19 protein-coding genes are annotated in these 22,451 nt (G+C 48.4%); 3 read left to right on the forward strand and 16 right to left on the reverse strand.

Going from position 1 to position 22,451, the window contains the following annotated elements; genetic code table 11:
* Positions 1–50 precede the first annotated feature (50 nt).
* Complete coding sequence (locus tag GJR95_RS19750; RefSeq protein WP_162387498.1) at positions 51–1,313, forward strand: acyl-CoA dehydrogenase family protein; 1,263 nt, start codon at positions 51–53, stop codon at positions 1,311–1,313.
* 70 nt (positions 1,314–1,383) lie between these two features.
* Positions 1,384–2,457, forward strand: a complete 1,074-nt coding sequence (locus GJR95_RS19755) for a phosphotransferase family protein (RefSeq protein WP_162387499.1) — start codon at positions 1,384–1,386, stop codon at positions 2,455–2,457.
* 1 nt (position 2,458) lies between these two features.
* Here the strand turns inward: GJR95_RS19755 and GJR95_RS19760 are convergent, their stop codons facing one another.
* A complete protein-coding gene (locus GJR95_RS19760) occupies positions 2,459–3,763 on the reverse strand; it encodes a DUF4249 domain-containing protein (RefSeq protein ID WP_162387500.1) in 1,305 nt (434 codons plus the stop codon).
* Positions 3,764–3,985: 222 nt separating this feature from the next.
* On the opposite strand from GJR95_RS19760, the gene GJR95_RS19765 reads away from it, so the two are divergent.
* The gene (locus tag GJR95_RS19765) at positions 3,986–6,382 is read left to right on the forward strand and encodes a TonB-dependent receptor (protein ID WP_162387501.1); all 2,397 of its coding nucleotides are present in this window, start codon (positions 3,986–3,988) and stop codon (positions 6,380–6,382) included.
* Positions 6,383–6,465: 83 nt separating this feature from the next.
* Here GJR95_RS19765 and GJR95_RS19770 read toward each other — a convergent pair whose 3' ends face one another.
* The 15 genes from GJR95_RS19770 to tsaE form a co-directional block, all read right to left on the reverse strand.
* On the reverse strand, positions 6,466–7,149 hold the full coding sequence (locus GJR95_RS19770; protein ID WP_162387502.1) for an SCO family protein: 684 nt from the start codon (positions 7,147–7,149) through the stop codon (positions 6,466–6,468).
* Positions 7,118–7,714: a toxin-antitoxin system YwqK family antitoxin gene (locus GJR95_RS19775; RefSeq protein WP_162387503.1), complete on the reverse strand. Its 597-nt coding sequence runs from the start codon at positions 7,712–7,714 to the stop codon at positions 7,118–7,120. Before GJR95_RS19775 ends, GJR95_RS19770 begins: the two co-directional genes overlap by 32 nt.
* On the reverse strand, positions 7,686–8,513 hold the full coding sequence (locus GJR95_RS19780; protein ID WP_162387504.1) for a YHYH protein: 828 nt from the start codon (positions 8,511–8,513) through the stop codon (positions 7,686–7,688). The genes GJR95_RS19775 and GJR95_RS19780 overlap by 29 nt, the downstream gene beginning before the upstream one ends.
* 47 nt (positions 8,514–8,560) lie before the next feature.
* Positions 8,561–9,106 carry a periplasmic heavy metal sensor gene (locus GJR95_RS19785; RefSeq protein WP_162387505.1) on the reverse strand — a complete coding sequence of 182 codons (546 nt, stop codon included), beginning with the start codon at positions 9,104–9,106 and terminating at the stop codon, positions 8,561–8,563.
* Complete coding sequence (locus GJR95_RS19790) at positions 9,085–9,402, reverse strand: hypothetical protein (RefSeq protein ID WP_162387506.1); 318 nt, start codon at positions 9,400–9,402, stop codon at positions 9,085–9,087. Before GJR95_RS19790 ends, GJR95_RS19785 begins: the two co-directional genes overlap by 22 nt.
* A gap of 31 nt (positions 9,403–9,433) precedes the next feature.
* A complete protein-coding gene (locus tag GJR95_RS19795) occupies positions 9,434–10,027 on the reverse strand; it encodes an RNA polymerase sigma factor (protein ID WP_162387507.1) in 594 nt (197 codons plus the stop codon).
* 7 nt (positions 10,028–10,034) lie between these two features.
* A complete protein-coding gene (locus tag GJR95_RS19800) occupies positions 10,035–11,075 on the reverse strand; it encodes an aminoglycoside phosphotransferase/kinase family protein (RefSeq protein WP_162387508.1) in 1,041 nt (346 codons plus the stop codon).
* Positions 11,076–11,185: 110 nt separating this feature from the next.
* Positions 11,186–12,556, reverse strand: coding sequence for a glutamine synthetase family protein (locus tag GJR95_RS19805; RefSeq protein ID WP_162387509.1), 1,371 nt, complete (start codon positions 12,554–12,556; stop codon positions 11,186–11,188).
* 474 nt (positions 12,557–13,030) lie between these two features.
* Positions 13,031–14,272, reverse strand: coding sequence for a NupC/NupG family nucleoside CNT transporter (locus GJR95_RS19810; RefSeq protein ID WP_162387510.1), 1,242 nt, complete (start codon positions 14,270–14,272; stop codon positions 13,031–13,033).
* Between the two features lie 146 nt (positions 14,273–14,418).
* On the reverse strand, positions 14,419–14,997 hold the full coding sequence (locus tag GJR95_RS19815; protein ID WP_162387511.1) for a Uma2 family endonuclease: 579 nt from the start codon (positions 14,995–14,997) through the stop codon (positions 14,419–14,421).
* A 40-nt stretch (positions 14,998–15,037) separates the two neighbouring features.
* Positions 15,038–17,389 carry a polyphosphate kinase 1 gene (gene ppk1, locus GJR95_RS19820; protein WP_162387512.1) on the reverse strand — a complete coding sequence of 784 codons (2,352 nt, stop codon included), beginning with the start codon at positions 17,387–17,389 and terminating at the stop codon, positions 15,038–15,040.
* A 68-nt stretch (positions 17,390–17,457) separates the two neighbouring features.
* The gene (gyrB, locus tag GJR95_RS19825; protein ID WP_162387513.1) at positions 17,458–19,458 is read right to left on the reverse strand and encodes a DNA topoisomerase (ATP-hydrolyzing) subunit B; all 2,001 of its coding nucleotides are present in this window, start codon (positions 19,456–19,458) and stop codon (positions 17,458–17,460) included.
* Between the two features lie 473 nt (positions 19,459–19,931).
* Positions 19,932–20,336 (reverse strand): hypothetical protein, encoded by a 405-nt coding sequence (locus GJR95_RS19830; protein WP_162387514.1) that lies wholly within the window; start codon positions 20,334–20,336, stop codon positions 19,932–19,934.
* A 108-nt stretch (positions 20,337–20,444) separates the two neighbouring features.
* Positions 20,445–21,656: an alanine dehydrogenase gene (locus tag GJR95_RS19835; protein WP_162387515.1), complete on the reverse strand. Its 1,212-nt coding sequence runs from the start codon at positions 21,654–21,656 to the stop codon at positions 20,445–20,447.
* A 65-nt stretch (positions 21,657–21,721) separates the two neighbouring features.
* Complete coding sequence (tsaE, locus tag GJR95_RS19840; RefSeq protein ID WP_162387516.1) at positions 21,722–22,144, reverse strand: tRNA (adenosine(37)-N6)-threonylcarbamoyltransferase complex ATPase subunit type 1 TsaE; 423 nt, start codon at positions 22,142–22,144, stop codon at positions 21,722–21,724.
* Positions 22,145–22,451: the final 307 nt, after the last annotated feature.

Raw genomic sequence — 22,451 nt, forward strand, 5'->3', positions numbered from 1 at the left:
CGCAGCCTACTGAGTACCCGGTTTGCTGCCTGCCTAGACCGATAACCCGAATGGAAACGATATTCACTACTGACCGTGTCCGGCCCTTACTGGCACAGGTCCGTGACTTTGTTCAGAACGAACTGATTCCTCTTGAAGACGGTTTCTCGCATCATGCCGTGGGCGAATTGATCCCGATACTCGACCAGAAGAGGGAGAAAGTCAAAGCCGCCGGGCTCTGGGGGTTGCATCTTTCCAAAGAGGAGGCAGGGCATGGTCTGACGCTCTGCGAATTTGGGCAGATTAGCGAACAACTGGCTCATGCGCCATTTTTCGGGCATTATGTATTCGGTTGCCAGGCTCCTGATATTGGCAATACCGAACTGCTTCACAAATTTGCATCGCCCGAACTACAAGAGCGGTATTTAAAGCCGCTTATGGAGGGCAAAATCCGAAGCTGTTTTTCGATGACCGAACCCGAATTTGCGGGCTCAAATCCTACCCGAATGGCTACGACGGCCGTTCGCGATGGCAATGACTATGTCATTAATGGGCGCAAATGGTTCACATCTTCAGCGGATGGGGCCGCTTTTGCCATTGCCATGGTGGTTACGAACCCCGATGCCGTTCCACACCAGCGTGCGAGTATGATCATCGTGCCGACCGATACGCCGGGTTTCAAAATAGAGCGAAACATTCCCGTTTTTGGTGAAGCAGGACAAGGTTGGTTCAGTCACGCCGAGGTATCGTATACCGATTGTCGCGTACCCATCACCAACCTGATTGGGGGCGAGGGAATGGGTTTCAGGCTGGCGCAGGAACGACTCGGTCCCGGCCGGATTCATCATTGTATGCGCTGGATCGGGAATGCCGAAAAAGCGATGGAGTTGATGTGCAAACGCGCAGCTTCCCGTGAAATCGAAGAGGGGGTGATGCTGGGCGAAAAACAATTTATCCAGGATTTCATTGCCGAAAGCCGCGCCGAAATTGATGCCAGTCGATTATTCGTACTCAATACCGCCCACATGATCGACACGGTTGGTGTTGCTGCTGTTCGCGATGCCGTTTCGGCCATCAAGTTTTACGTAGCCAATGCATTTCTGCGCGTGCTCGATCGCGCTATACAGGTACACGGTGCCCTGGGCGTAACGGACGATACGGTTTTAGCGGCCATGTACCGTCATGAACGGGGTGCCCGTATCTGGGATGGGGCTGACGAAGTCCATAAGCAGAGTCTGGCGATTAGTATTTTAAAGAAATACGGCCTGGATGTTAAGAAGAAAGCCCGCGAATTGCAGGAGTTTCGCCGGATGATGACTGCCGAACAATTATAGATTTTTGAGGGGTTTGGATTAATGGCCACACTCGCAAGGTTCTAACATCCTATAGCCAACATTCTCATTGATGATTACTCCCGATTCTCCGCGCTCTGTTCGTTCAGGCGAAGAACTTGATCTACCCGTTCTTAATGCTTACCTCCGCGAATACGCACCGGCTATGGGCGAGGTGGTGGAGGTTCGGCAATTTCCCGGCGGTTTTTCCAATCTGACCTATTCGCTTCAAACGGCCACTGGTGAGTATGTGCTTCGTCGGCCACCGTTTGGCGCCAACATTAAAGGTGGTCATGATATGGGTCGAGAATTCCGCGTGTTGTCCTTATTGACAGGGCAATACGACCGAATTCCCAATCCGGTCGTTTATTGTGAAACCGACGATGTATTGGGCGCTCCATTCTACATCATGGAGCGCGTGCAGGGAATCATTCTTCGGGCGTCGATGGCTCCAACGCTGAATCTTGCTCCCGAACGTATGCGCCAGTTATCGGAATCATTAGTGGATAATCTGGCTGACATTCATGCGCTGGACATCAACCGAACCGGCCTGATTCAGTTAGGCAAACCCGAAGGATACGTACAGCGGCAGGTTGAGGGCTGGCTCAAACGGTATCATAATGCCCAGACCGACACGATCCCGGCAATGGATACGGTAGGGGAGTGGTTACCCAGAAATTACCCTATTGAGCAATTCCCGGCATTTTTGCACAATGATTATAAGTATGATAACGTCCTGCTGGCTCCAGATGACGTTACGGGTGAACCAACAGCTCATATTCGGGGCGTATTAGACTGGGAAATGGCTACCGTCGGTGATCCACTCATGGACTTAGGAGCAACATTGGCCTACTGGTCGGAAGTAACAGATAGCCCGGCTTATAAAAATTTCAACCTGACCTGGCTGCCCGGTAATCTGACACGGCAGGAAGTCGCAGAACGGTATGCCCGGCGCAGTGGGCGTGACCTGTCGCATATTCTGTTCTATTACATGTTTGGTCTGTATAAAAATGCCGTGATTGCCCAGCAGATCTATGCCCGCTGGAAACAGGGTTACAGCAAAGACGAGCGCTTTGGCAAAATCTTGCCGATGATTGTTGAACTGGCCAACAAAGCAGTCAGCGCCATTGACAGCGGTACAATTTGAGTTATTCCCGCCAGCCCTCAGGTTTATAAGGTGTTCGGCTATCGCTGGGCACGCAAAGGGCAGTTGGCGGCCGCTGGGGGCCACCTAAGACCCGAATATTGGGGTAAGGATAAATGGGTTCTGGAATCGGCTGCCGCAACTTAAGTGCGTAAAACAGTTCAGCATCTTTCTGTTTTGATGGCCCCGCCGGATCGGTTTCTCCAAATGGCAATCCTTTCGCGTCTTTACGATCCAGCCAATAGCGAACGGTCGAGACACCTGAAGCGGTAAAATAACCCACAACGTGTTCGCCCGGATCGCCTGTATTGAGGATATTTCCGACCGGCGCAGAAGGCGGTGTGTCGGCTAGACCGCCCGTTGATTGAGTTTGATCCTGAAAAAGTTTAAAGTAAGAATATGCTTTCGGTGTCAGGGCTAACTGGCGAATTTCGACCAGACATGCGGTGCTATCATAGTAAGGGATCTGAGCCACTTTTCGCCCCCGAATCTGACCTCCATTGCTAAACTGATCATCGAACACATTGATGGAGCTACTATAGAGAATTTCCCAACACTGGGTCCGACAGGGATAATCATAGACATAGAGGCCACTCGGAAAGGGGGGCTGGGCTGCTTCGTTGTAATTGATCGGCACGAAACAATCTTCGTACGTATCATTCCCTGAAACATAAAACAGGCGGTCTTTGTAGGTATGGGGCAGGATGTTATTAACCGCATAAACCCCCTGTTGACAGCTCCGGCACCAGCTTTGCTTTTCCCACAAAACCCATTCCCAGCGGTAGTAGTTATGCTGGTTCGCCGGGTCATTAAGGCCGATAAAAAGATCGTGCCCCGCCCGGAATTGGCCTGCCAGCTGTAACTCAACAGGTAAACTTGTCAGACTGAATTGCGCCGAGACACTGTTGATTGGCGGAACGGCCTGCATAGTTTGCTGGGTAGACACATAGCGAGTGCCGTCACTGAGCATAAAACGAAGCTGGTAACTATGATTGACCTGTCCCCGAAAGTCGCTTGGTAACTGGTAGCTGCCATCCACGGTTTCGTGGCAAGCAATTACCTGTACCGAATCAACAACAACTTCAACTGTCGCTTTGGTGACGGGAGTCGTACCAAAGCGCCCGGTAACAGGGTCGGCTTTCGATCGATTGAGCCGAATGATCTGAGGTTCTGGTAAGTTCGTGATTGTACCATCGACGACCAGTACATTGACTGATGCATTGATGATAATGTCTGCCGGGTCTACGCAGGCAGCCAGCAAGCCAACAACCAACAAGCCAATGTAAAAAAGAATATGCGGAAAACGCATGATTGGTTAAACGAGTACAGGGTTTTCGGCTGGAATAATGCCACGGTTTGTATCAAAGTTATAGATAACCGGGACACAACTCCCTGTGAAAATCATGATAGTAATTTAGTCGGATTTTTTTGATAGATAATAAGATGGGAGCTAATCAGTTAGAATCTGGAGATAGATCCTTTTATATATAGCTTCAGAAGTAGTTGCAATCATTCGTTTACTTTACTTTGCATGAGCCGACTGCTACCTGTTGTCTTATTACTGGTTCTAATCGTTTCTGCTGTAAACGCTCAGATTACCTATACGCTTTCCGGTATTGTTCGCGATTCGGCCAGTATGCAACCCGTTGTGCGGGCTGCGGTTGTGCTCGATTATGAGAAAAATACGACCGGCACCTATACTGACGATCAGGGCTATTTTTCGATAAAAGCCCGATCTGGCCAGCATATCATCGTGGTTAGGAGCATCGGGTACGTCCCTTTCCGTACAACCCTTTATCTGCGCGAAAATAAGACGCTAAATGTACGCTTGCCATCGGTATCCAGCCAGTTGGAAGAGGTCGTTGTCACCAGTAAAGGCTACGATCGAAATGTACGACAACCACTTCTGGGCGTTAGCCAGATTTCTATTCCTGCTCTAAAAAAGATGCCCGCAGCGCTGGGTGAAGTCGATATTTTGCGTAGTCTGCAAATGCTCCCCGGTGTCACCAGCGTGGGAGAAGCGGCCAATGGGGTCAACATTCGGGGTGGCACGACTGATCAGAACCTGATCCTCCTCGACGATACGCCCATTTTCAATCCGACCCACATGTTTGGGCTGTTTTCAGTTTTTCCGCCCGATGCCGTCGGTGGGCTTGATCTGTACAAAGGTAATGTACCGGCCCGCTACGGCGGACGGGCAGCATCGGTGCTCGACATTAGCCTGCGCAATCCTGATCTGAATCAGTTTAAGCTTAGCGGTGGTGTTAGTCTTGTCTCAAATCGGCTGACGGTCGAGACGCCCATAATCAAAGGTAAACTGGCCCTGATGGTGTCGGGGCGCGGAGCATTTAACGACTTTCTGCTGCGGCTGGTCTCGCCCCGGCTGGAAAATATTCGGGCTAAGTTCGGTGATGGTACGGCCAAACTATTTTGGCGGATAAACGACCGCAACACCATTACGGCTATGGGGTATTACAGTCAGGACTTGTTCCAGACCAATTTGTTGGGCAGTCTGGCCAATGTGAACTCGACTGCTACGCAATATGCCCAGCAAACCGCTAATGGAATGGTACGCTGGTTCCACGAATTCAATCCCCGGCTGAATCTGCAAACGACAGCGTTGGTGTCCCAATACATTCCTAAAATTTTATCTATTGAAGATAGTACCAACAACAAAGTCGTGCTGAAGCAATCGCTGCTGCAACGCCAGATCAAGTCGAACCTGAATTTTCAGCTGGAAAATCAGAAGCTGGAGATAGGCATAAGTGGCATCCAGTATCGACTTAACCCCGGCGAATTGATACCCGGTAGTAGCCCGGCTGTGAACTATCAGAAAACCCCCAATGAAAATGCACTGGAACTAGCCATCCATGCCGAAGATGAGATCAGCGTGTCAGATCGGTTGGCTGTATCGGTTGGACTACGCTATTCGCACTTTTTGAGCCTTGGGCCGTCTGTTGTCCGTCGGTATGCCAGTGGCGAATCGGTCGATGCCACAACGGTCGTCGATTCAGTTCGTTACGAAGCTGGTCAGGTGACCAGTCAATATGGCGGTTTGGAGCCTCGCTTAGGCTTACGTTATTCGTTGACGCCCAATGCTTCTATTAAAGTGGGCTATAATCTGATGCGGCAGTATTTACAGGTGATTACGAATACAACGACCCCGTTGCCTACTGCCCGCTGGAAAACGTCCGACGCTCATATCCAGCCTCAGGTGAGCCAGCTATGGTCGGCCGGTTATTTCCAGAATTTCAAGAACAACATCTTTGAGTTATCGGCAGAGGTCTACTGGCGGAGTACGCAGCACGTGCTGGATTACAAGCCGGGCGCTGACTTTTTGCTACAACCGTATCCCGAAACGCAATTATTGCCTGGACGCAGCAAAGCGTACGGACTGGAGCTGATGATCGCCCGAAAAAAGGGAGAACTGACTGGCTGGATCAATTATACATTTTCACGAACGCTGAATCAGGTCAGTCAAGGGGTTGATTTTCAGCAGCAGATCAATAATGGTGACTGGTATCGGGCCAACTACGACCGGCCTCACAGTTTGAACATGAGCCTGACGATCAATCAGGGCAAACACCACAGTTTTTCGTTCAACTTTGCCTATAGCACAGGACGACCTTATACGGCCCCCGAAGGGTTTATTCGCTATCAGGGCCGGACATACCCTTATTATGATGAGCGTAACCAGTATCGCTTACCTGACTATCACCGCCTGGATTTTGCCTGGAACATCTACAATCCCAGTATGAAAAACCGGCGCTGGCAGAGCCACTGGACATTTACCGTGTATAATCTCTATGGTCGGAAGAATGTTTACTCGATTTTCTATCGCACAGAGGGTCAGGGCACGAATCCGTATCGGCTAAGCATTTTTGGGGCACCAATCCCCAGTTTGACCTACAATTTTGAGTTTAAATAAGTGGTTTATTTTCAACTGCAATCCGAAAAGCAGCTAAGCGCCTGATCGGTGTTTATCCTTAATGCGGCAATTAAAACGAGTTGCTATTCGCGCAGCAATGTAGTCATGTCGGCAATCAGTTTATCGACATCCAGCGGCAATGTTCCGTTATAAATACCCCTGATTCGGCGGTTCTGATCGACCAGAATCAGGTGCTCGGTATGCAGAAACTCCGTTGAATCTTTGGTGAAGCCAATCGCTTCTTCGGCAAAATAAGAGCGCCGGGCTAGCTCATATAGTTTGCCGCGTTCGCCAGTCAATAGATGCCATTTGGTCGAAATAATGCCCTTATTAGCTGCATACTGGCGAAGCCGGGGAATCGAATCGAGCCAGGGCGTAACGCTGAATGATATGAGAGCGACCTTCGGTTCATGCAGAAAGGTATCCTGAACGGCTTTGAGCAGGTTGGTCATCTTTGGGCAGATACTGGGGCAGGCCGTAAAAAAGAAATTCGCAACATAAATCTTATTCGCAACCGACTCTTGCGTGATCAACCTGTTCGTCTGGTCGTAGAAGGCGAAATCGGCGATGCGGTGCGGAATTTTCTGCTGAATATCAATCGGGTTGGTTAACCAAACCGGCGTAAAATCAGGTGTGTTGTAGTACGGAACTGGCTCGGAAGCCAACGCCTGCTGGCGATCAGCTGTTTCGGCCGACTGGCACCCGATCAGACACGCCAGTAAAACCGACACGCCATTAATGCGAAACAGCAATTGAATCCCAGACATTGACACAGTTTTTAACACCCGTAAATCCATAATTCCGGCCATTGCGGGCCACGTAATTTGCCTTCAGACTACCTTCGGCAAACCACATCTTTTGTGAGCCGCTTTCCTGCCCGTTCTGATAATGCTTATCCTGAGCGGGTTGGCCGCTTTGATACCATTCCTGACAGCGACCTTCGTAGATATCGTTTCGAAAGTGATAGACGAAAGCCAATTTTCCCGATTCGAACCAGCCGCGTTGCTCGCCTTCCTGCCAGCCATTCTGGTAGTGCCGGATTTCTTTTTGCCGTTGATCGGCATACCAATATCGATGCAAACCTTCTGCTTGCCCCTCATAGAAAGCACCGACGAACGAAGTATCGCCGTCCGGCCAGAGTTGGTATTGCCAGCCGCTGAAAGGTTTACCGTTTAGCCATAACTGGCCCTCGTGCCGCTGCCAGCCCGCCGAGCCTGCCGATACAAATTGAGCCGGAATCGTACGATCTCGCGGGCTACAACCGAACAGGCTCAGCAACAGGCCTACTACTACCAATAAGGGATTATTGAGTAACCGTACCTGCCTTGCCATAAAAGCCGCTGCCGTTGAGATAGGGGTCTTCGGCGGTGATGTGATAGTGATAAATGCCGTTGGGGTAATCAGCGGTAGCGTGAGAATGGCCATGATAGCTGTCCAGATCAGCGTTTGTGACGGTTTTGCCGTTTTCCTGAGGGCCATAAACCGGAAATCCATCGAGCAGGAAGCCGAGTAGCGCATCTTTACCTTTGTTCTTTGTGAGGTAGGTCGGCTCGACGTGGTAATGATATTGCCCCTGCTGTTGTGGATGCCCGCCATACTGATCGAACCCGTTGATTTCATTGGTGAGAGCTGCTCTCATGGCTGCGTATTGATTAAAAAACGCCACGCCATTTAACGCAATACCGATGGAACCCAGTGGTGTTGCTGCATGAGAAGCCTCTATCTGAGGGTTCATCGGGATTTTAAAAGTCAGGCTAAACTCGCTGATGGTATTTGGATTGGCCCCGAATTTGGTGTTGGTTCCATTGTAGGCTTCGTAGAGGCTGCTTTCCCACTGCGTGCCTTTGTAATAAGGGCTCTTGTGATCGGGTCGCCCCTTTGTTTTAATCACAATGTTTGTGCCTTCCACATAAATCTCCGAGGCTCCGTAAATCTTTTTGTACACATCCGGTACACCCGTGCCAACGGACACGGTGCTAGTAGTCGTTCCTGTTGCGGTTGTCGAACTTGTCGTTCCTGTTGTCGTAGCGGGAGTAACCGTGTTGTCGCTTTTCTGGCAGGCAACAACTGTTATCAGGCCTAGTAGAAGAGTCAATCCGCCTGAAGCGGTGATTATTCGTAGTCGATTCATACGATTGGTGATCATTTGCTGCTTAGACGACACCACCGAATCGATTCCTACGGCCGTGATGGAAAATTTTCTGGCGGGCCTTCCGGGCGACCTTCTGGTGGACCCTCACCGTTTGGTCGTGGTGGGCGTTGACGTCTGCCGAACAAGTGGGCCAGATCATCTACCAGTTTCGTAAAATAGGGTTGCTGGTCGGGTTGGCACAAGGCTTTTATTTGCTGGAAATGCGCAAAATTAAGTTCGGCGATTGACCGCTGATTGTCGGCTATCTGATGGCTAAGGGTATTTGCTCGTGCTGAATCGGGTTGAGTAGATGCCAGTAGTCCATAATAAGCGCGGAATAGCTGAACCGACTCCTGGTTCAGAACCCGCGTTTGCCGTTGGTGTTCCTGAACTAGCTGACGGTATTGTTGCTGCTGTTGCGTATCAAAATGCAGTCGCTCGATAATGAGCCTTGCCGGTCCATCGCCTTCGGGTGGTGGGCCTTGAGAAAGGGAAGACGACTGATCAGGCTTGAGCCATACAAAACCTATCGTAAGCAGATTGAGTAGAAGTAATCCGATAACAGCAAAGGTTAGTAATTTTGTCCGCTCCATAGGTTATAAGGTTGGTTGGAGGTCGGGTCGAGTTGCATATCCGTTATGACCGCATTTAACCCGGCGTTATCATCAGACGCTTTTTCTGACAGCCGACTTGTTGCCCGCCAGTTAAGTAATAACAAGAGGGCAAGTGAGGCAATAGTTAGCCATACCGTTCGGGCTGGTACATACACCACCGACGTTGCCAGGCGATTCCGGATTCTGGTGTACAGAAATGGACCCGGTTCTGCCCGTTCAATACCATCAGCACTAGCCAGTATATCGTTGATCCATTTATCTTTTTTAGGTTCCATACTTAGGTCAGACGACAAATCGTTTTGATTCCTACGGCTTCTGTAGGGTTTTATAGAAACCAGCCAATTGTTTTTTTAGGTTTTCGGTAGCCCGCTGCAACAATGACTCTACAGCGCCAACACTAACAACCATAACGCTGGCTGCTTCAGTATTACTCAATGCTTCAATTCTTGTTAGAATATAGGCCGTTTTTTGTTTGTCGGGGAGTTTATCGATCGCCTTAAACAACATAGCCGCATTCTCCTGATTTTCAAGAGCAACACCCGGATGAATGAAATCGGTGGGATGGTGCAACACCTCACCTGTGCTATGATCGAATAAACTGGTAAAAAAGGCAAAACGCTTCTGTCGCTTTTTCTGCTTCAGGAAATCGAGCGATTTATTAACCGTAATTCGATACAGCCAGGTTGTGATGTTGGCATCACCTTTAAATGCCTCAATGGCCCGAAACACCTCGACAAACACATCCTGGGTAATTTCTTCGGCGTCTTCGCGCGTGCGTACATAGCTAAGAGCCGTATTGAAAACACGACTTTTAGTGGCTTCGTAAAGTTGCCGGAAAGCCGATTCATTGCCTTGCCGGATGGGTTCGATCAGTAATGACAGGTCGGGCGAGGTGGGCATTTGGGCATCATATTCCCAGCGCTTTCAGGATTTTCTCCGCGTCAAATTTTTCAATAGAGGGAAAATAGAGTTGGTATGCTTCGCGCTGGAGTTTGGTGGCATACGTACGATGGAAAAAATACCGCCCGTATTTAATGACGTAATTTAAGATGAAAAAGCGATAGGCTTCGGGCAGGAAGCGTATTTCATTCTCTGTCAGCGGATAAACCTTATGATACTCCTGCAAAAACAGCATAAAGCGGTCTTCCATCAGTGGCCCTATGACGTAGCTGAATACGGTTCGATCGCCAACGTTGGAAACGACCCGGCTGAAGAAATAAAAATCCATCACCCGATAGCTGATCCGAAACCAGTCGTAATCCCAGCGAGAATATAGCTCAAGGTTGTCGGTTACCGAGAAATTGCCGATGTTCCAGTCCACAAAAACGGGCATGGTTTCAACCGTTTTGGCAACCAGTTTCTGCCGGTTTTCCAGAAAGAGATTACATTGTCTTTTTAGTTCGTCGACATGCATCCGATGCTCATACTGACCAGCCTCCGTTTCCAGCAAATCAAGTAAGTCCCAAACATCGGATCGTAACGTTTTCGACGAGTTGGGCAGAACCGTACTCACGCGTGAACAGGCCTTGTGAAACTTGGCGATCTGATTACCAAGCTTTCGGATGTGGTGTTCTTCCAGCCGCCGGGGTAGCTTATATTGACTCCGGATCGGATTGTAAAACACAACCCATGCATCCACAAAGCCATCTTTATGCCGGTAGGTATAAACCTGACCATCACGTACCAGCGATTTGGCCAGCACATTCTCAAAAGGATAGAGTAGGTTGTTGGAGAGGGCGTGGATAATGCGGTGATCTTCTACAAAATGCTCATACTTACCAAAATAGGAGAGTTTGGCAATGATACTGTCGCCATCTTCAAACGTAACTTTGAAAACGTGATTTGTAGAAACCTTGGCACTTATGTCCGTAATGGTATCAATCTGTACCGACGGATCGAAGCTGGCCCAAGCTTTTTTTATAATTGTGGGGTAATCGACTAGACGCATGAAAAGTTTTCACCGGGCTGCCGGTGCAATTTTCAGTTCATGGTTTTTAGTTGTTCGTAGATTAATAGGTGACCACTAACCGTGAACTGAAAACCATGAACTAAAACCAGTTAAATAATTTCGAAATATCGTTTTAATTCCCAATCACTGACCTGGCCGACATATTGCCGCCACTCCCAGTCACGTGTACGGGTGAAATGGTCAACAAATTCGGCACCAAACAGTTCAGATGCAATGGGTGAATTTGCCATGGCTCGGGTGGCTTCTGATAAATTTGCCGGTAGGACACCGTGTTTTTTATCGGCGTATCCATTGCCCACAGAGGCTGGTATGTCGAGCGTTAGTTGATGCCGGATACCGTATAAACCAGAAGCCAATGCCGCAGCAATGGCCAGATACGGGTTTGAGTCAGAGCCCGAAACCCGGTGTTCGACGCGGGTATAGGCTTCTGTTCGGTTCAGCACCCGCAGTGCCGTTGTCCGGTTATCGACCGACCAGGTTACTGTTGTCGGAGCCCAGGCACCTTCTACCAGCCGTTTATAGCTGTTTATGGTTGGTGCAAACATGGGTGTTATGTGTGGCAGACAATGCAACTGGCCGGCAATGAATTGACTCATCAGTTCGCTCATGCAGTTTGGCCGGGCCGGATCGTAGAACAGATTTTTGGTTTGTTCCGGATTCCAGAGACTTTGGTGGATGTGGCCGCTGCAACCGGGTAGATCGGCATTCCATTTGGCCATGAACGTAGCAACAAGCTCGTGTCGGTAAGCAATTTCCCGAACGGCTGTTTTGAATAAAATAGCTTTATCGGCTGCTTTGAGAACTTCATCGTGCATGATAGCCGCTTCGTATACGCCCGGTCCGGTTTCCGTATGGAGCCCTTCGAGCGGTATATCGAACTCACCCAGCAGATCGAACAGGTCATGATAAAAAGCGCTTTCGAGCGAAGGACGAAGAATCGAGTAACCAAACATGCCCGGCGTTAGTGTTTCTAAATTCCGGAAGCCTTTTTGTTGCAGGCTCTGCGGAGTTTCCCGAAAGTTAAACCACTCAAATTCTTGTGAATATTCGGCATGAAAGCCCATTGTACCGCAATCGTGAGCAATCCGTTTCAGTAACGATCGAGGGCAGGCCGCTAAATCGCTGCCCGGTTTGCCGTTGCCATCGGCGCTAAAGTCAGCCAGAAAGAATGGAATTCCATCCTCCCAGGGAACCTGCCGGAACGTAGCCAGATCGAGCCGGACCGGAGCGTCGGGATAGCCGGAATGCCAGCCCGTTGTGCGTCCATTGTCGTAGGGTGTATCGGATGAATCCCAGCCCCAGACAACATCACAGAATCCGTAACCATCAGCTAGGCCATCCAGAAATTTTTGTCGGCCAATGATTTTGCCCCGAAGCACACCGTCGATGTCGGCAAAGGCGAATTTGATTTTTTGTATATCGTTTTGTTCGATGAAGGAAATAATGTCTTGCTGATTCATGGCGTGTTGTCAATGGCAATGAGCAACTCAAAAGGCGCTGCCGGGGCGCGTAAGGTAGCAAAATCTATTAAGTTATTGGTTAACCAATTCTAATGCCATATTAGGTAATAACATTGTTCGGTGTAGCGGTGCAAACTTATGTACTGGCCACCAAACAGATTGTTATATAGCATTTTAGGCATGAATAGTCGCGAAAGAAAGGTAGAATAAGAGAAAACTAAACGTATAGATCTGATTTTTATAAAGGCTCCTGAAGCTCGTTAGGCAGTGCGATTTATAAAAACTGAGCCAGTTACACAAACACAAATCGTTCATCCGGATCGGTAGCAGTGCCAAGCTAAATCGAGCTTAACCTAAAATCGTGGCACCGTTACCGTTCCAGGTGAAAGCGCTGAAACAAAAACAGGCTGCCTATTTTTATAGGCAGCCTGTCTTAAAAAGAATGAATATCTGTGCTGATAAAATGCGTACGGATTACAGCAGCAAACCGGCCAGCGTTGCCGACATATAACTTGCCAGTGTGCCACAGATCAGAGCTTTAAAGCCAATTCTGGCCAGATCGCCCCGGCGCGATGGAGCTAATTCGCCAATACCACCTACCTGAATGGCAATTGAACTGAAATTGGCAAATCCACAAAGAGCAAAACTCACAATAGCGATTGTTTTAGGCTCAAGTGTCTGTTTAATTTTCACTAAATCCAGGTAAGCGACGAATTCATTGACCACCATTTTAGTGCCCATCAATGATCCTGCCGCCACAATATCCTTATTCGGAACGCCCATTGCCCAGGCAAATAGGGAAAATACTTTACCTAGTAGAAGATTTAAGCTCAGGTTGTCCATGCTGAAAATATAGAAACCTATTCGGAATAAAATGCTGTCTATCAGGGCGATAAGGGCAATAAAGCCGATTAGCATGGCAATGACGTTGAAGCCTACTTTCAGCCCTTCGCTGGCTCCGGCAGCAATGGCATCGAGTAGATTCGCGTGTGTTTTTTTGATCTCGACCTTTACCGTTCCCTGCGTTTCTGATACCTGGGTTTCGGGCATCACGATCTTACTGATTACCAAAGCACCTGGCGCTGCCATAATGCTGGCTGCCAACAGATAAGGGGCCGGAACACCAAGCGAAATATAAACGGCCAGCACGCCACCTGCAATGCAGGCAAACGAGCCTGTCATGGAAGCCAATAGTTCAGAATTGGTCATGCCGTTCAGGTACGGCTTGATCATGATTTGGGCTTCAACCTGACCGACAAATGTACTGGCCACGTTTGATAGCGCTTCGGCTCCACTAACGCCCATGAGCCACTTCATGGCTTTAGCCATTACAGCCACTATGCGCTGCATAATGCCTAAATGGTAGAAAATATTGACCAGTACGGCCACAAAAATAATGGTCGGAATAACCTTGAAGAAGAAAATAAAGCTGTTGTCGGGACCAAACGCTTTACTAAGAACATCGGGTCTAACGAGTGAGGAAAAGACAAACTCGGCGCCTTTATTGGCTTTTTGAAGAAGCCTGTCTACGTAATAACCCAGGCCCTGAAAGAGTTGCTGCCCGATATCTGTTTTTAGTACAAAAACTGCCAACCCGAACTGAAGGGCAAGCCCAACTCCGACGGTACGGTAGTTTATTGATTTTCTGTTGTCGGAGAGGGCATAAGCAATGCCCAGAATTAAAACAATACCAATTAGTCCGGTGAAGCGATCCATTCAGCGAAAATACAATTACAGTTAGGTTGGCGAATATACAAAAAGAAGGTTAGGAATGCGGCTTTCATCAATCTTACTAAATGAAAAGAGGTCGAAGTGGCAAATATTATTCGCCACTTCGACCTCTTTTCATTTGTAGGAATGCGTCAGGCGGTCAAGGCTGCTAAATCTAATGAGAAGCCAGGTAGTACATCCTCTCCAGATAATTGCCCTAATCCGGCAATTTCCTGCCGTTCCTGATTGGGCCGGTAGATGTAGGTGATTTGGTTCGTCAAGTCAATGAGCCAGCCTAAGCGGCAGCCGTTTTCCATCCAGTCCTCCATTTTTTCAAAGCAATCTTTCAGGCGGTCGTTGGGTGAGCGTAATTCCAGAATAAAATCAGGACAGAGGGCTACAATTTTACGGCGCTGTTCGGCATTTAATTCATCCCATCGATTCTGGGCAATGCCCGAAATATCCGGCGACATGATGGATGTATCGGAAAGCCGAAACGCGGTTGACGAATCAAAGAACTTGCCGAACTTTATCTGTCGGTTCCATACACCAAAATCGACACTTAATTCAAAATTATAATTACCTGTCTCTCCGCCTGTGTTAGCCATAAAAACAATATCGCCGTTTTTTCGACGCTCAAACTTCAGGTCGGGATTGTCCTGGCAAAAGCGAAAGAACTCATCATCGTTCATCCGCAAATCTTCTGGCAAATGTACCCGTATTGATTCCATACCTTCTGTTATTAAGCAATCAAACTTACGATATTATTTACTAAATATTGGCAATAGCCCGTTCAGCTCCTTCCTGATATTCTTCTTCAATCTTGGCTACTTCGGCAGGTTTAATCTCCGGGTCGAATAGCCGTGTTTCCAGCGCTTCCTTCTCGGTTACCTCGAAGAAGCGCTGGTGTAGATTAAAGGGTTGACCACCAGTCGGTACCTGGCATTTTTTAAAGTCGCCATCTTCCATCAATTCATACGAATTGACGTTATCTTTCAGGTTATAGTCCAGAATCAGGATCGCTAACTGCTTCACACGATGATCGGCCAGGAAAAATAACGATTCAATCCGCCGATCAAAACTCCGTACCATTACGTCGGCGCTGCCACCGTATATCTTTGGATCGCCGTTATTATGGAAATAATAAACCCGCGTGTGTTCCAGAAAATCGCCAACGATCGACCGAACCGTAATGTTCTCACTAAGGCCGGTTCGGTGGGGGCGTAAACAGCAAATACTTCTGACAATGAGCCGGATTGGAACACCTGCCTGCGACGCTTTGTACAATTCGTCGATCACCAGTTTGTCTTCCAGCGAGTTGACCTTTATACAGATGCCACTTGGTAAACCACGCTGGGCGTTATCGGCTTCGACCCTGATCAGTCGAAGTAACTGTTCGCGCATGTCGCGGGGAGCCGTAATGAGGTACTGGTATTCGTTGGGCAGAGAATGGCCCGTAATAACGTTGAAAAACTCTGAGATATCGTGCGTATAGGTCTCATTGGTTGTCAGAAGGCCAATGTCCGTATATAACTTCGATGTATCTTCATTGTAATTACCCGTGGCCATGTGAGCATAGCGTACAACACGGCTGCCTTCATTGCGTACAACCAGTAGAAGTTTGGTGTGCGTTTTATACCGGCTGATTCCATAAATGACAAAGCATCCCGCTTTTTGCAGGCGCTGGGCTTCACGAATATTATTCTCTTCATCGAAGCGTGCTTTCACTTCAAACAGTACCGAAACGTGCTTGCCATTTTCAGCCGCTTTCAACAGCGCTTCCGTAACCCGTGATCGCTTGGCCAGCCGGTAAACGGTGATTTTAATGGCCAGTACATGCGGATCTTCAGCGGCCTGTTCGAGGAGTTGTAATACGGGCTCGAAATTGTTGTAAGGGTGATGAAGGAGTAAGTCGCGCTGTTTAATGATCTCAAAAATATCGTCGTTTTTGTCGCGACCAAGACCCAGCGGTGGAACGGGTACATGAGGCCGAGGCATATCGTCTTTAAATTCCGGATGGCCGATGATTTGCCAGAAGGCCGAAAAATCAAGTATTGTCTTCGACTCAAAAATATTCAGGTCATCGATTTCCCAGCGCTTTTTGAGTAGGTTCATCATCCAGGGTGAAGCCACTTGACCATTGCTGTCTGTTTCAACCTCAACGCGCGTTACACGACCGAGCCGACGACTTTTGATTTTCTGCCGTACTTCGTCCAGAAAATCGACTTCATCATCGTCGTTTTCGTCGAGCGTAAAGTCGCCGTTACGTGTGATACGAAATAGGTTAACGGAAAGAATTTCGACGTTACGGTAGAGCTTTTTTATATTTTGCCTAACGATCTCTTCAATTGGAACGAACACGATAGTATCCTCCCGTTCGAATGACAGAAAGCGCGGCAGGTTGGCCGGAATCTGGACAAACGATAACCGTTGCCGATCATCTTCATCTTCTGAACGCAGACTCTGGAGGTTAGCGCCGTCCGGATTTTGCGTTACCACACCAAATATGAGCACTTTGGCTAATAGCACCGGAAACGTGTGCGTATAGTCGTAGAGCATTGGTGTCAATGTTGGATAGATTGCCCGATCGAAATAGCCTGTCGCTTCCGTTTTTTCGTCGGCCGTAAGGCCACTATAGTTGGCTAGCTGAAGACCATTTTCGAGAAAAAGGGGCAACAGCTGATCCGTAAACACAGCCTGCTGGTCGCGGCAGAATTGCTGGGAAGTCGTAAATAATGCTTTCCGAAAGGGTACTTCGCGTAAGCCGGAATAATCGACACGCTGTTTATGATAATCGAGGTAATTGTATAGACTTCCAACCCGGATCATAAAGAACTCATCAAGATTCGAGGCCGAAATCGCCAGGAATTTCAATCGTTCCATGAGGGTCCGATCCTGAAGAGGAGGTTCTACACGACGGGCCTGATCCAGCACCCGTTCATTGAATTTAAGCCAGCTTAAATCGCGGCTGAGGTAGTCACTTTGATCAATGACACTACTAACTTTTTCGCTAACCTTTGCCATTTTGTCGGTTACTGTCGTAGCTTGATCTTGCTGACGGTGAGTAAAACGGGAAACAATGTTACCCAGTATCGTACGGTTGGGATTAAGGGAATAACGCATACTGAATTTAGAACTTTGAAGTAAAACAAAAAAGCGGGCTTTTCAGCCCGCTCTATGTTATCTTTCGGTTAAACATCCACTCGGGCATATTTAGCGTTTCGTTCGATGAAGTCGCGTCGGGGAGCAACTTCATCGCCCATCAGGGTTGAAAAGACGTGATCAGCATCGGCGGCCGACTCAACGGTCACAATCTTGAGAGTTCGCGTGTCGGGGTTCATCGTCGTGCTCCAGAGCTGTTCGGCGTTCATCTCACCCAGACCTTTATAACGCTGTACACCTACATTTTCTTCTCGACCACTACCGGCAAGTTCTTTAACGGCTACTTCGCGTTGCGCTTCAGTCCAGCAATACCGTTCTTCTTTGCCTTTTTTGACAAGATAGAGTGGTGGCTGAGCAATGTAGATATAGCCGTTATCAATGAGCGCTTTCATGTTGCGATAGAAAAGCGTCAGGATCAGTGTCCGGATGTGACTACCATCAACATCGGCATCGGTCATGATAATGATTTTGTGGTAGCGAAGCTTTTCCAGATTCATTACCGTTTCGTCATCTTTCTTTTCGAGCCGCACGCCGAGAGCGGTCCATATATTCTTGATCTCTTCGTTTTCGTAGATCTTGTGCTCCATTGCCTTCTCGACGTTCAGGATTTTACCACGCAGTGGCAGAATCGCCTGAAACGCCCGGTTGCGGCCCTGTTTGGCCGTTCCACCAGCCGAGTCACCCTCTACGAGGTAAAGTTCACACTTCTCCGGATCGGTGTCAGAACAGTCGGCAAGCTTACCGGGCAGGCCCATACCACCCATGAAGTCCTTGCGCTCGGTCATGATACGCTTGTAGGCCAGATCGGCGGCAATCCGCGCCTGAGCCGATACCAGCACTTTCTTCACGATACCGGCTGCCGTCTTGGGGTTTTCTTCCAGCCAGGTTTCCAGCAGGTCGGCCATTGTCTGGCTAACCGCACTGACTACTTCCTGATTCCCCAGCTTGGTTTTGGTTTGTCCCTCAAATTGAGGCTCCTGAACTTTTACCGAGATAACAGCGGTGAGTCCTTTGCGGAAGTCTTCGCCACTAAACGTTACTTTCCCGGAGTTCTTGGGCAATACGCCGGGGTTCTTGTCGGCATAGTTCTTCAAGACCCGTGTTAGTGCCGAGCGGAAGCCCTGTACGTGTGTACCGCCTTCGTGCGTATTGATGTTATTGACATACGACAGGACATTTTCGCCTGCTTCGTAATTATACACCAAAGCAACCTGTACGGGAGTAGCGCCCTTCGTGCTCTCCATGTAAATGGGCTTCATGCCATCAAGTGCAGGGCGGGTTTCATCCAGATATTGCACGAATTCGACCAGACCGCCTTCTGAAAAGAAATCGTCCTGGCGGATGGGCTCACCGGCTTCATCCAATTCCCGCATATCTTTCAGGAAAACGTGAATACCCTTGTTCAGATAAGCCAGTTCACGCAGTCGACCAGCTACTGTGTCGTACTTATAAACTGTATCGGTAAAAATGCTGGCGTCGGGCTTGAAATGCGTCGTTGTACCCGTATCGGTGGCATCACCAATAACGCGGACATCGTACTGAGGGACGCCAATTTTATATTCCTGTTCAAAAATTCTGCCTTCGCGGTGAACTTCCACACGAACGTCGGTCGAGAGCGCATTTACGCAGGAAACGCCCACGCCGTGCAGACCACCGGATACTTTATAGGTGTCTTTATCGAACTTACCACCGGCGTGTAATATCGTCATGGCAATTTCGAGTGCCGACTTACCCATTTTGGTATTGATACCTGTTGGGATACCCCGGCCATTATCCTGTACTGTAACCGAGTTGTCAGGATTTATTGTTACAGTGATCTTGTCGCAGTAGCCTGCTAAAGCCTCGTCAATAGAGTTATCAACAACTTCCCAGATGAGGTGGTGCAAGCCGCGCGTACCTACGTCGCCAATGTACATGGATGGACGTTTGCGAACGGCTTCCAGACCTTCTAACACCTGGATGTTATCGGCACCATAGTTGCCTAGCGCGGTTTCAACGGGAGCATCTGCTTCAATCAGTTCGTTGGTCATATCGGAATGGGAGCGTGTCTGAAATTTGCTGTTTATGGCTCGATAAATGACAAAATCAGGTGAGCCTAACAGATTGTAAAAATACAAAAATAATTTGTCTTTTCCTAGGTCTTTTGGTAAGATTGCCTTAATATACGTAAAATTATTTTATTCCCCAATTTGACCGATAAGTAGTGGATTTTAGCGGGTTTATGGTCGATTTATGGCCTATTCTCTGACAGTTGATCATCCAATCGATAACGCCATAAATGACATTTTTCATCAGCTTTTTTTAGCGCGGGGATTTCCCGAAAAAGTATTATTAGCCAACATGAAATTTGCCGATGTTTAACGCTCATTATTGTGCGTTAAACACAAAACTTAGCAGGAGGCCCCAGAAGCATAACCGGATGCTCAGAACGGTAACCAGTTTGGTAAAAAGAAGCCAGGTCTCGTGATGGCCTGGCTTTGTTATGATGGATTGAAAAACGCTATTAGTCTTCGGGATAAGGGATATAAACAAAGCCGGCAAAATCACCATGTACGACAAACAGACAGCAATATTCGTCCGGTTGCTTGTAATTTTCTTTCCACAAATCCAGCGATTCTGCACCAATCAGGGCGCGTTGGATGAACTCGTCCAGAAACGATGCTTTATAGTTCCATTGATTGTCGAGTTCAGTGGCCCCAATCAGTAACTGGCCTACCGGAACATCACGGCGTGAAGCGACAAAAACCGGATACTCTGAGAAGCCACGTTTCCTGATCTGGTACGAAGCCTCTTTCAACTGATCGGCTACTTTGATAAAATCCGACGATATCACACCCATCAACTCTTTGTTGACATCATACGAATTGGCATCGTCGAGTAGGGTATTTTCGTTGCTATGGTTAATCATGCTAAAAAGTTTTCACCGGTTCGCCGGTGCGGTTTTCAGTTTTCAGTACTGTCGCGCCAGTAAGGCTCACCTGCTACAGAAGACTATAAACTGAAGACATTGTAAAACTTAAAATCGGGCGGCCAGCAACAGATCTAAATCCTTGAAGCGCATGTTGAACTTCCGGGCGATGTAGGCGTTAGTGAGCGTTCCCTTATGAGCATAAACACCTTTCATGAACCAACGGTTCGCATACATCATCTGCTCAATACCACCCGTAGTGCCAGTTTCAAGCAGAAAAGGTAAAAAGATGTTACTCAAGGCCATACTAGCCGTATAGGCGACGCGTGCTGCAATATTGGGTACGCAGTAGTGGATGACGCCCATGTGCTTAAATGTGGGGTGTTTATGGGTCGTCATGCGTGAGGTTTCGAAGTTGCCGCCTTGATCGATTGACACATCGATGATCACAGAGCCCGGTTTCATGCGGCTAATCATCTCCTCGGTTACAACAATCGGACTTAGGCCATCTTCTGCCCGCATGGCACCAATGACCACATCTGCCCGCTGAATGGCTTCTGCCAGTGTGTCGGAGTCGATAATAGACGTGTAAACGTGTTGGCCAACGGAATATTTGAGCCGCTGGAGCTTATACAGATGTTTGTCGAATACCTTCACGTCGGAACCCATACCCAGGGCCGTCCGGACGGCATATTCGGTAACGGTTCCGGCTCCGAGCATCACTACTTTGGTGGGAGGTACTCCCGTAATGCCACCCAGAATAATGCCACGCCCATTATCGGCGTTGCTCAGGTATTCACCGGCAATCAGCATGACGGTACTGCCTGCAATCTCGCTCATCGAGCGGATAATGAGCATATTGCCAGCCTGATCTTCAATGTATTCGTACCCGAAAGCTGTCAGGTTTTTGTTGTTGATTTTCTCGAAATAGCCCCGGTCATGAGCGGGTAAATTCAGGGCTGAAATAACCGTACTGCCTGATTTTATGTGGTCGAACTCCGACTCGACGAGGGGTTCAACTTTTAGGATCAGATTGGCCTCATATACTTCCTGGGGCGATTGCGCAACCTGTGCTCCGGCTTCACTGTATTCCGTATCCGAGAATTTGGCTTTTTCGCCAGCTCCTTTTTCAACAATTACGTTGTGGCCGTTACGGACCAGAATGGCCACGGCTTCGGGCGTGAGTGCGATACGGTTCTCCTGAAGAGATACTTCTTTCGGTAGACCGATAAGTAAACCGTTCCGACTGGTCTTTACGGCCATCGGAGCTTCTTTGGGATATAAGGCCGTTTGCTTAGCCAATTCCTCGAATCCAGTCACTTGCTAATCGTTTTCAGTTTTCGATAGATAGAAACATGAATCGGTACGTGTCTACCCTTCGAAAACTAGTCAACTGATAAAGTTTCCACCGTTCGGCGGCCGACATGATCGGCTGAAAGATGGATCTGATAGTACGTGGCAGGCCACAGCGATTCGATGCGTTCCGGCCACTCAATGAAACAATAATAACCTGAATCAAAATACTCTTCGATACCAATATCCAGCGCTTCGGCTTCATTGCGGAGTCGGTAGCAATCGAAGTGATAGACCGACCTGCCTTCGTGCGTTGTATACTCGTTAACAATCGAAAAGGTTGGACTTTGCACCATACTAACAACACCTAATGCCCGGCAAAGTGCTTTAATCAGTGTTGTTTTGCCAGCACCCATCTCGCCTTCAAACAGCCATACCGAATACTTGCGTCCTTCGGCGAGTAATTGATGGGCAACCGTATCTAATTCGTCGAGTCGATGAAAGTGTAACGTCATAATCCGGCATTAATCTGGATTAGTCAATTCAGACCGAGTCAATTCAGACCGAGTCAGTTCAGACCGAGCCAATACGAAACGAATTAATTCGTATCCAGAAACTAACAGCCTGCAAAGATACAGATTTTTAGGAGGTCCACTCTTTTCGCATTGGTTTACTTAATAGCTTCTTAGCTTCCGGGTCGTTTCACGGGTTAGTGATGCATCTCCACACCATTCCTGTAGCACTTGACTAGCCCTTGTCACCTTTGCCAGAAAGCTGTTTAATCAATGTCCGACGATTGGGTTGGGCGGATAAAAATTTTCA

It is taken from the genome of Spirosoma endbachense (assembly GCF_010233585.1).
Taxonomy (GTDB): Bacteria; Bacteroidota; Bacteroidia; order Cytophagales; family Spirosomataceae; genus Spirosoma; species Spirosoma endbachense.

What these genes read in the sequence shown, in the direction of transcription:
- GJR95_RS19750 (WP_162387498.1), top strand. Translation starts at nt 51, where the DNA reads ATGGAAACGATATTCACTACTGACCGTGTCCGGCCCTTACTGGCACAG.
- GJR95_RS19810 (WP_162387510.1), bottom strand. Translation starts at nt 14,272, where the DNA reads ATGGATCGCTTCACCGGACTAATTGGTATTGTTTTAATTCTGGGCATT.
- GJR95_RS19780 (WP_162387504.1), bottom strand. Translation starts at nt 8,513, where the DNA reads ATGAATCGACTACGAATAATCACCGCTTCAGGCGGATTGACTCTTCTA.
- GJR95_RS19760 (WP_162387500.1), bottom strand. Translation starts at nt 3,763, where the DNA reads ATGCGTTTTCCGCATATTCTTTTTTACATTGGCTTGTTGGTTGTTGGC.
- GJR95_RS19830 (WP_162387514.1), bottom strand. Translation starts at nt 20,336, where the DNA reads ATGATTAACCATAGCAACGAAAATACCCTACTCGACGATGCCAATTCG.
- GJR95_RS19800 (WP_162387508.1), bottom strand. Translation starts at nt 11,075, where the DNA reads ATGCGTCTAGTCGATTACCCCACAATTATAAAAAAAGCTTGGGCCAGC.
- ppk1 (WP_162387512.1), bottom strand. Translation starts at nt 17,389, where the DNA reads ATGCGTTATTCCCTTAATCCCAACCGTACGATACTGGGTAACATTGTT.
- gyrB (WP_162387513.1), bottom strand. Translation starts at nt 19,458, where the DNA reads ATGACCAACGAACTGATTGAAGCAGATGCTCCCGTTGAAACCGCGCTA.
- GJR95_RS19770 (WP_162387502.1), bottom strand. Translation starts at nt 7,149, where the DNA reads ATGTCTGGGATTCAATTGCTGTTTCGCATTAATGGCGTGTCGGTTTTA.
- GJR95_RS19765 (WP_162387501.1), top strand. Translation starts at nt 3,986, where the DNA reads ATGAGCCGACTGCTACCTGTTGTCTTATTACTGGTTCTAATCGTTTCT.
- GJR95_RS19790 (WP_162387506.1), bottom strand. Translation starts at nt 9,402, where the DNA reads ATGGAACCTAAAAAAGATAAATGGATCAACGATATACTGGCTAGTGCT.
- GJR95_RS19755 (WP_162387499.1), top strand. Translation starts at nt 1,384, where the DNA reads ATGATTACTCCCGATTCTCCGCGCTCTGTTCGTTCAGGCGAAGAACTT.
- GJR95_RS19775 (WP_162387503.1), bottom strand. Translation starts at nt 7,714, where the DNA reads ATGGCAAGGCAGGTACGGTTACTCAATAATCCCTTATTGGTAGTAGTA.
- GJR95_RS19815 (WP_162387511.1), bottom strand. Translation starts at nt 14,997, where the DNA reads ATGGAATCAATACGGGTACATTTGCCAGAAGATTTGCGGATGAACGAT.
- GJR95_RS19795 (WP_162387507.1), bottom strand. Translation starts at nt 10,027, where the DNA reads ATGCCCACCTCGCCCGACCTGTCATTACTGATCGAACCCATCCGGCAA.
- GJR95_RS19785 (WP_162387505.1), bottom strand. Translation starts at nt 9,106, where the DNA reads ATGGAGCGGACAAAATTACTAACCTTTGCTGTTATCGGATTACTTCTA.
- GJR95_RS19805 (WP_162387509.1), bottom strand. Translation starts at nt 12,556, where the DNA reads ATGAATCAGCAAGACATTATTTCCTTCATCGAACAAAACGATATACAA.
- tsaE (WP_162387516.1), bottom strand. Translation starts at nt 22,144, where the DNA reads ATGACGTTACACTTTCATCGACTCGACGAATTAGATACGGTTGCCCAT.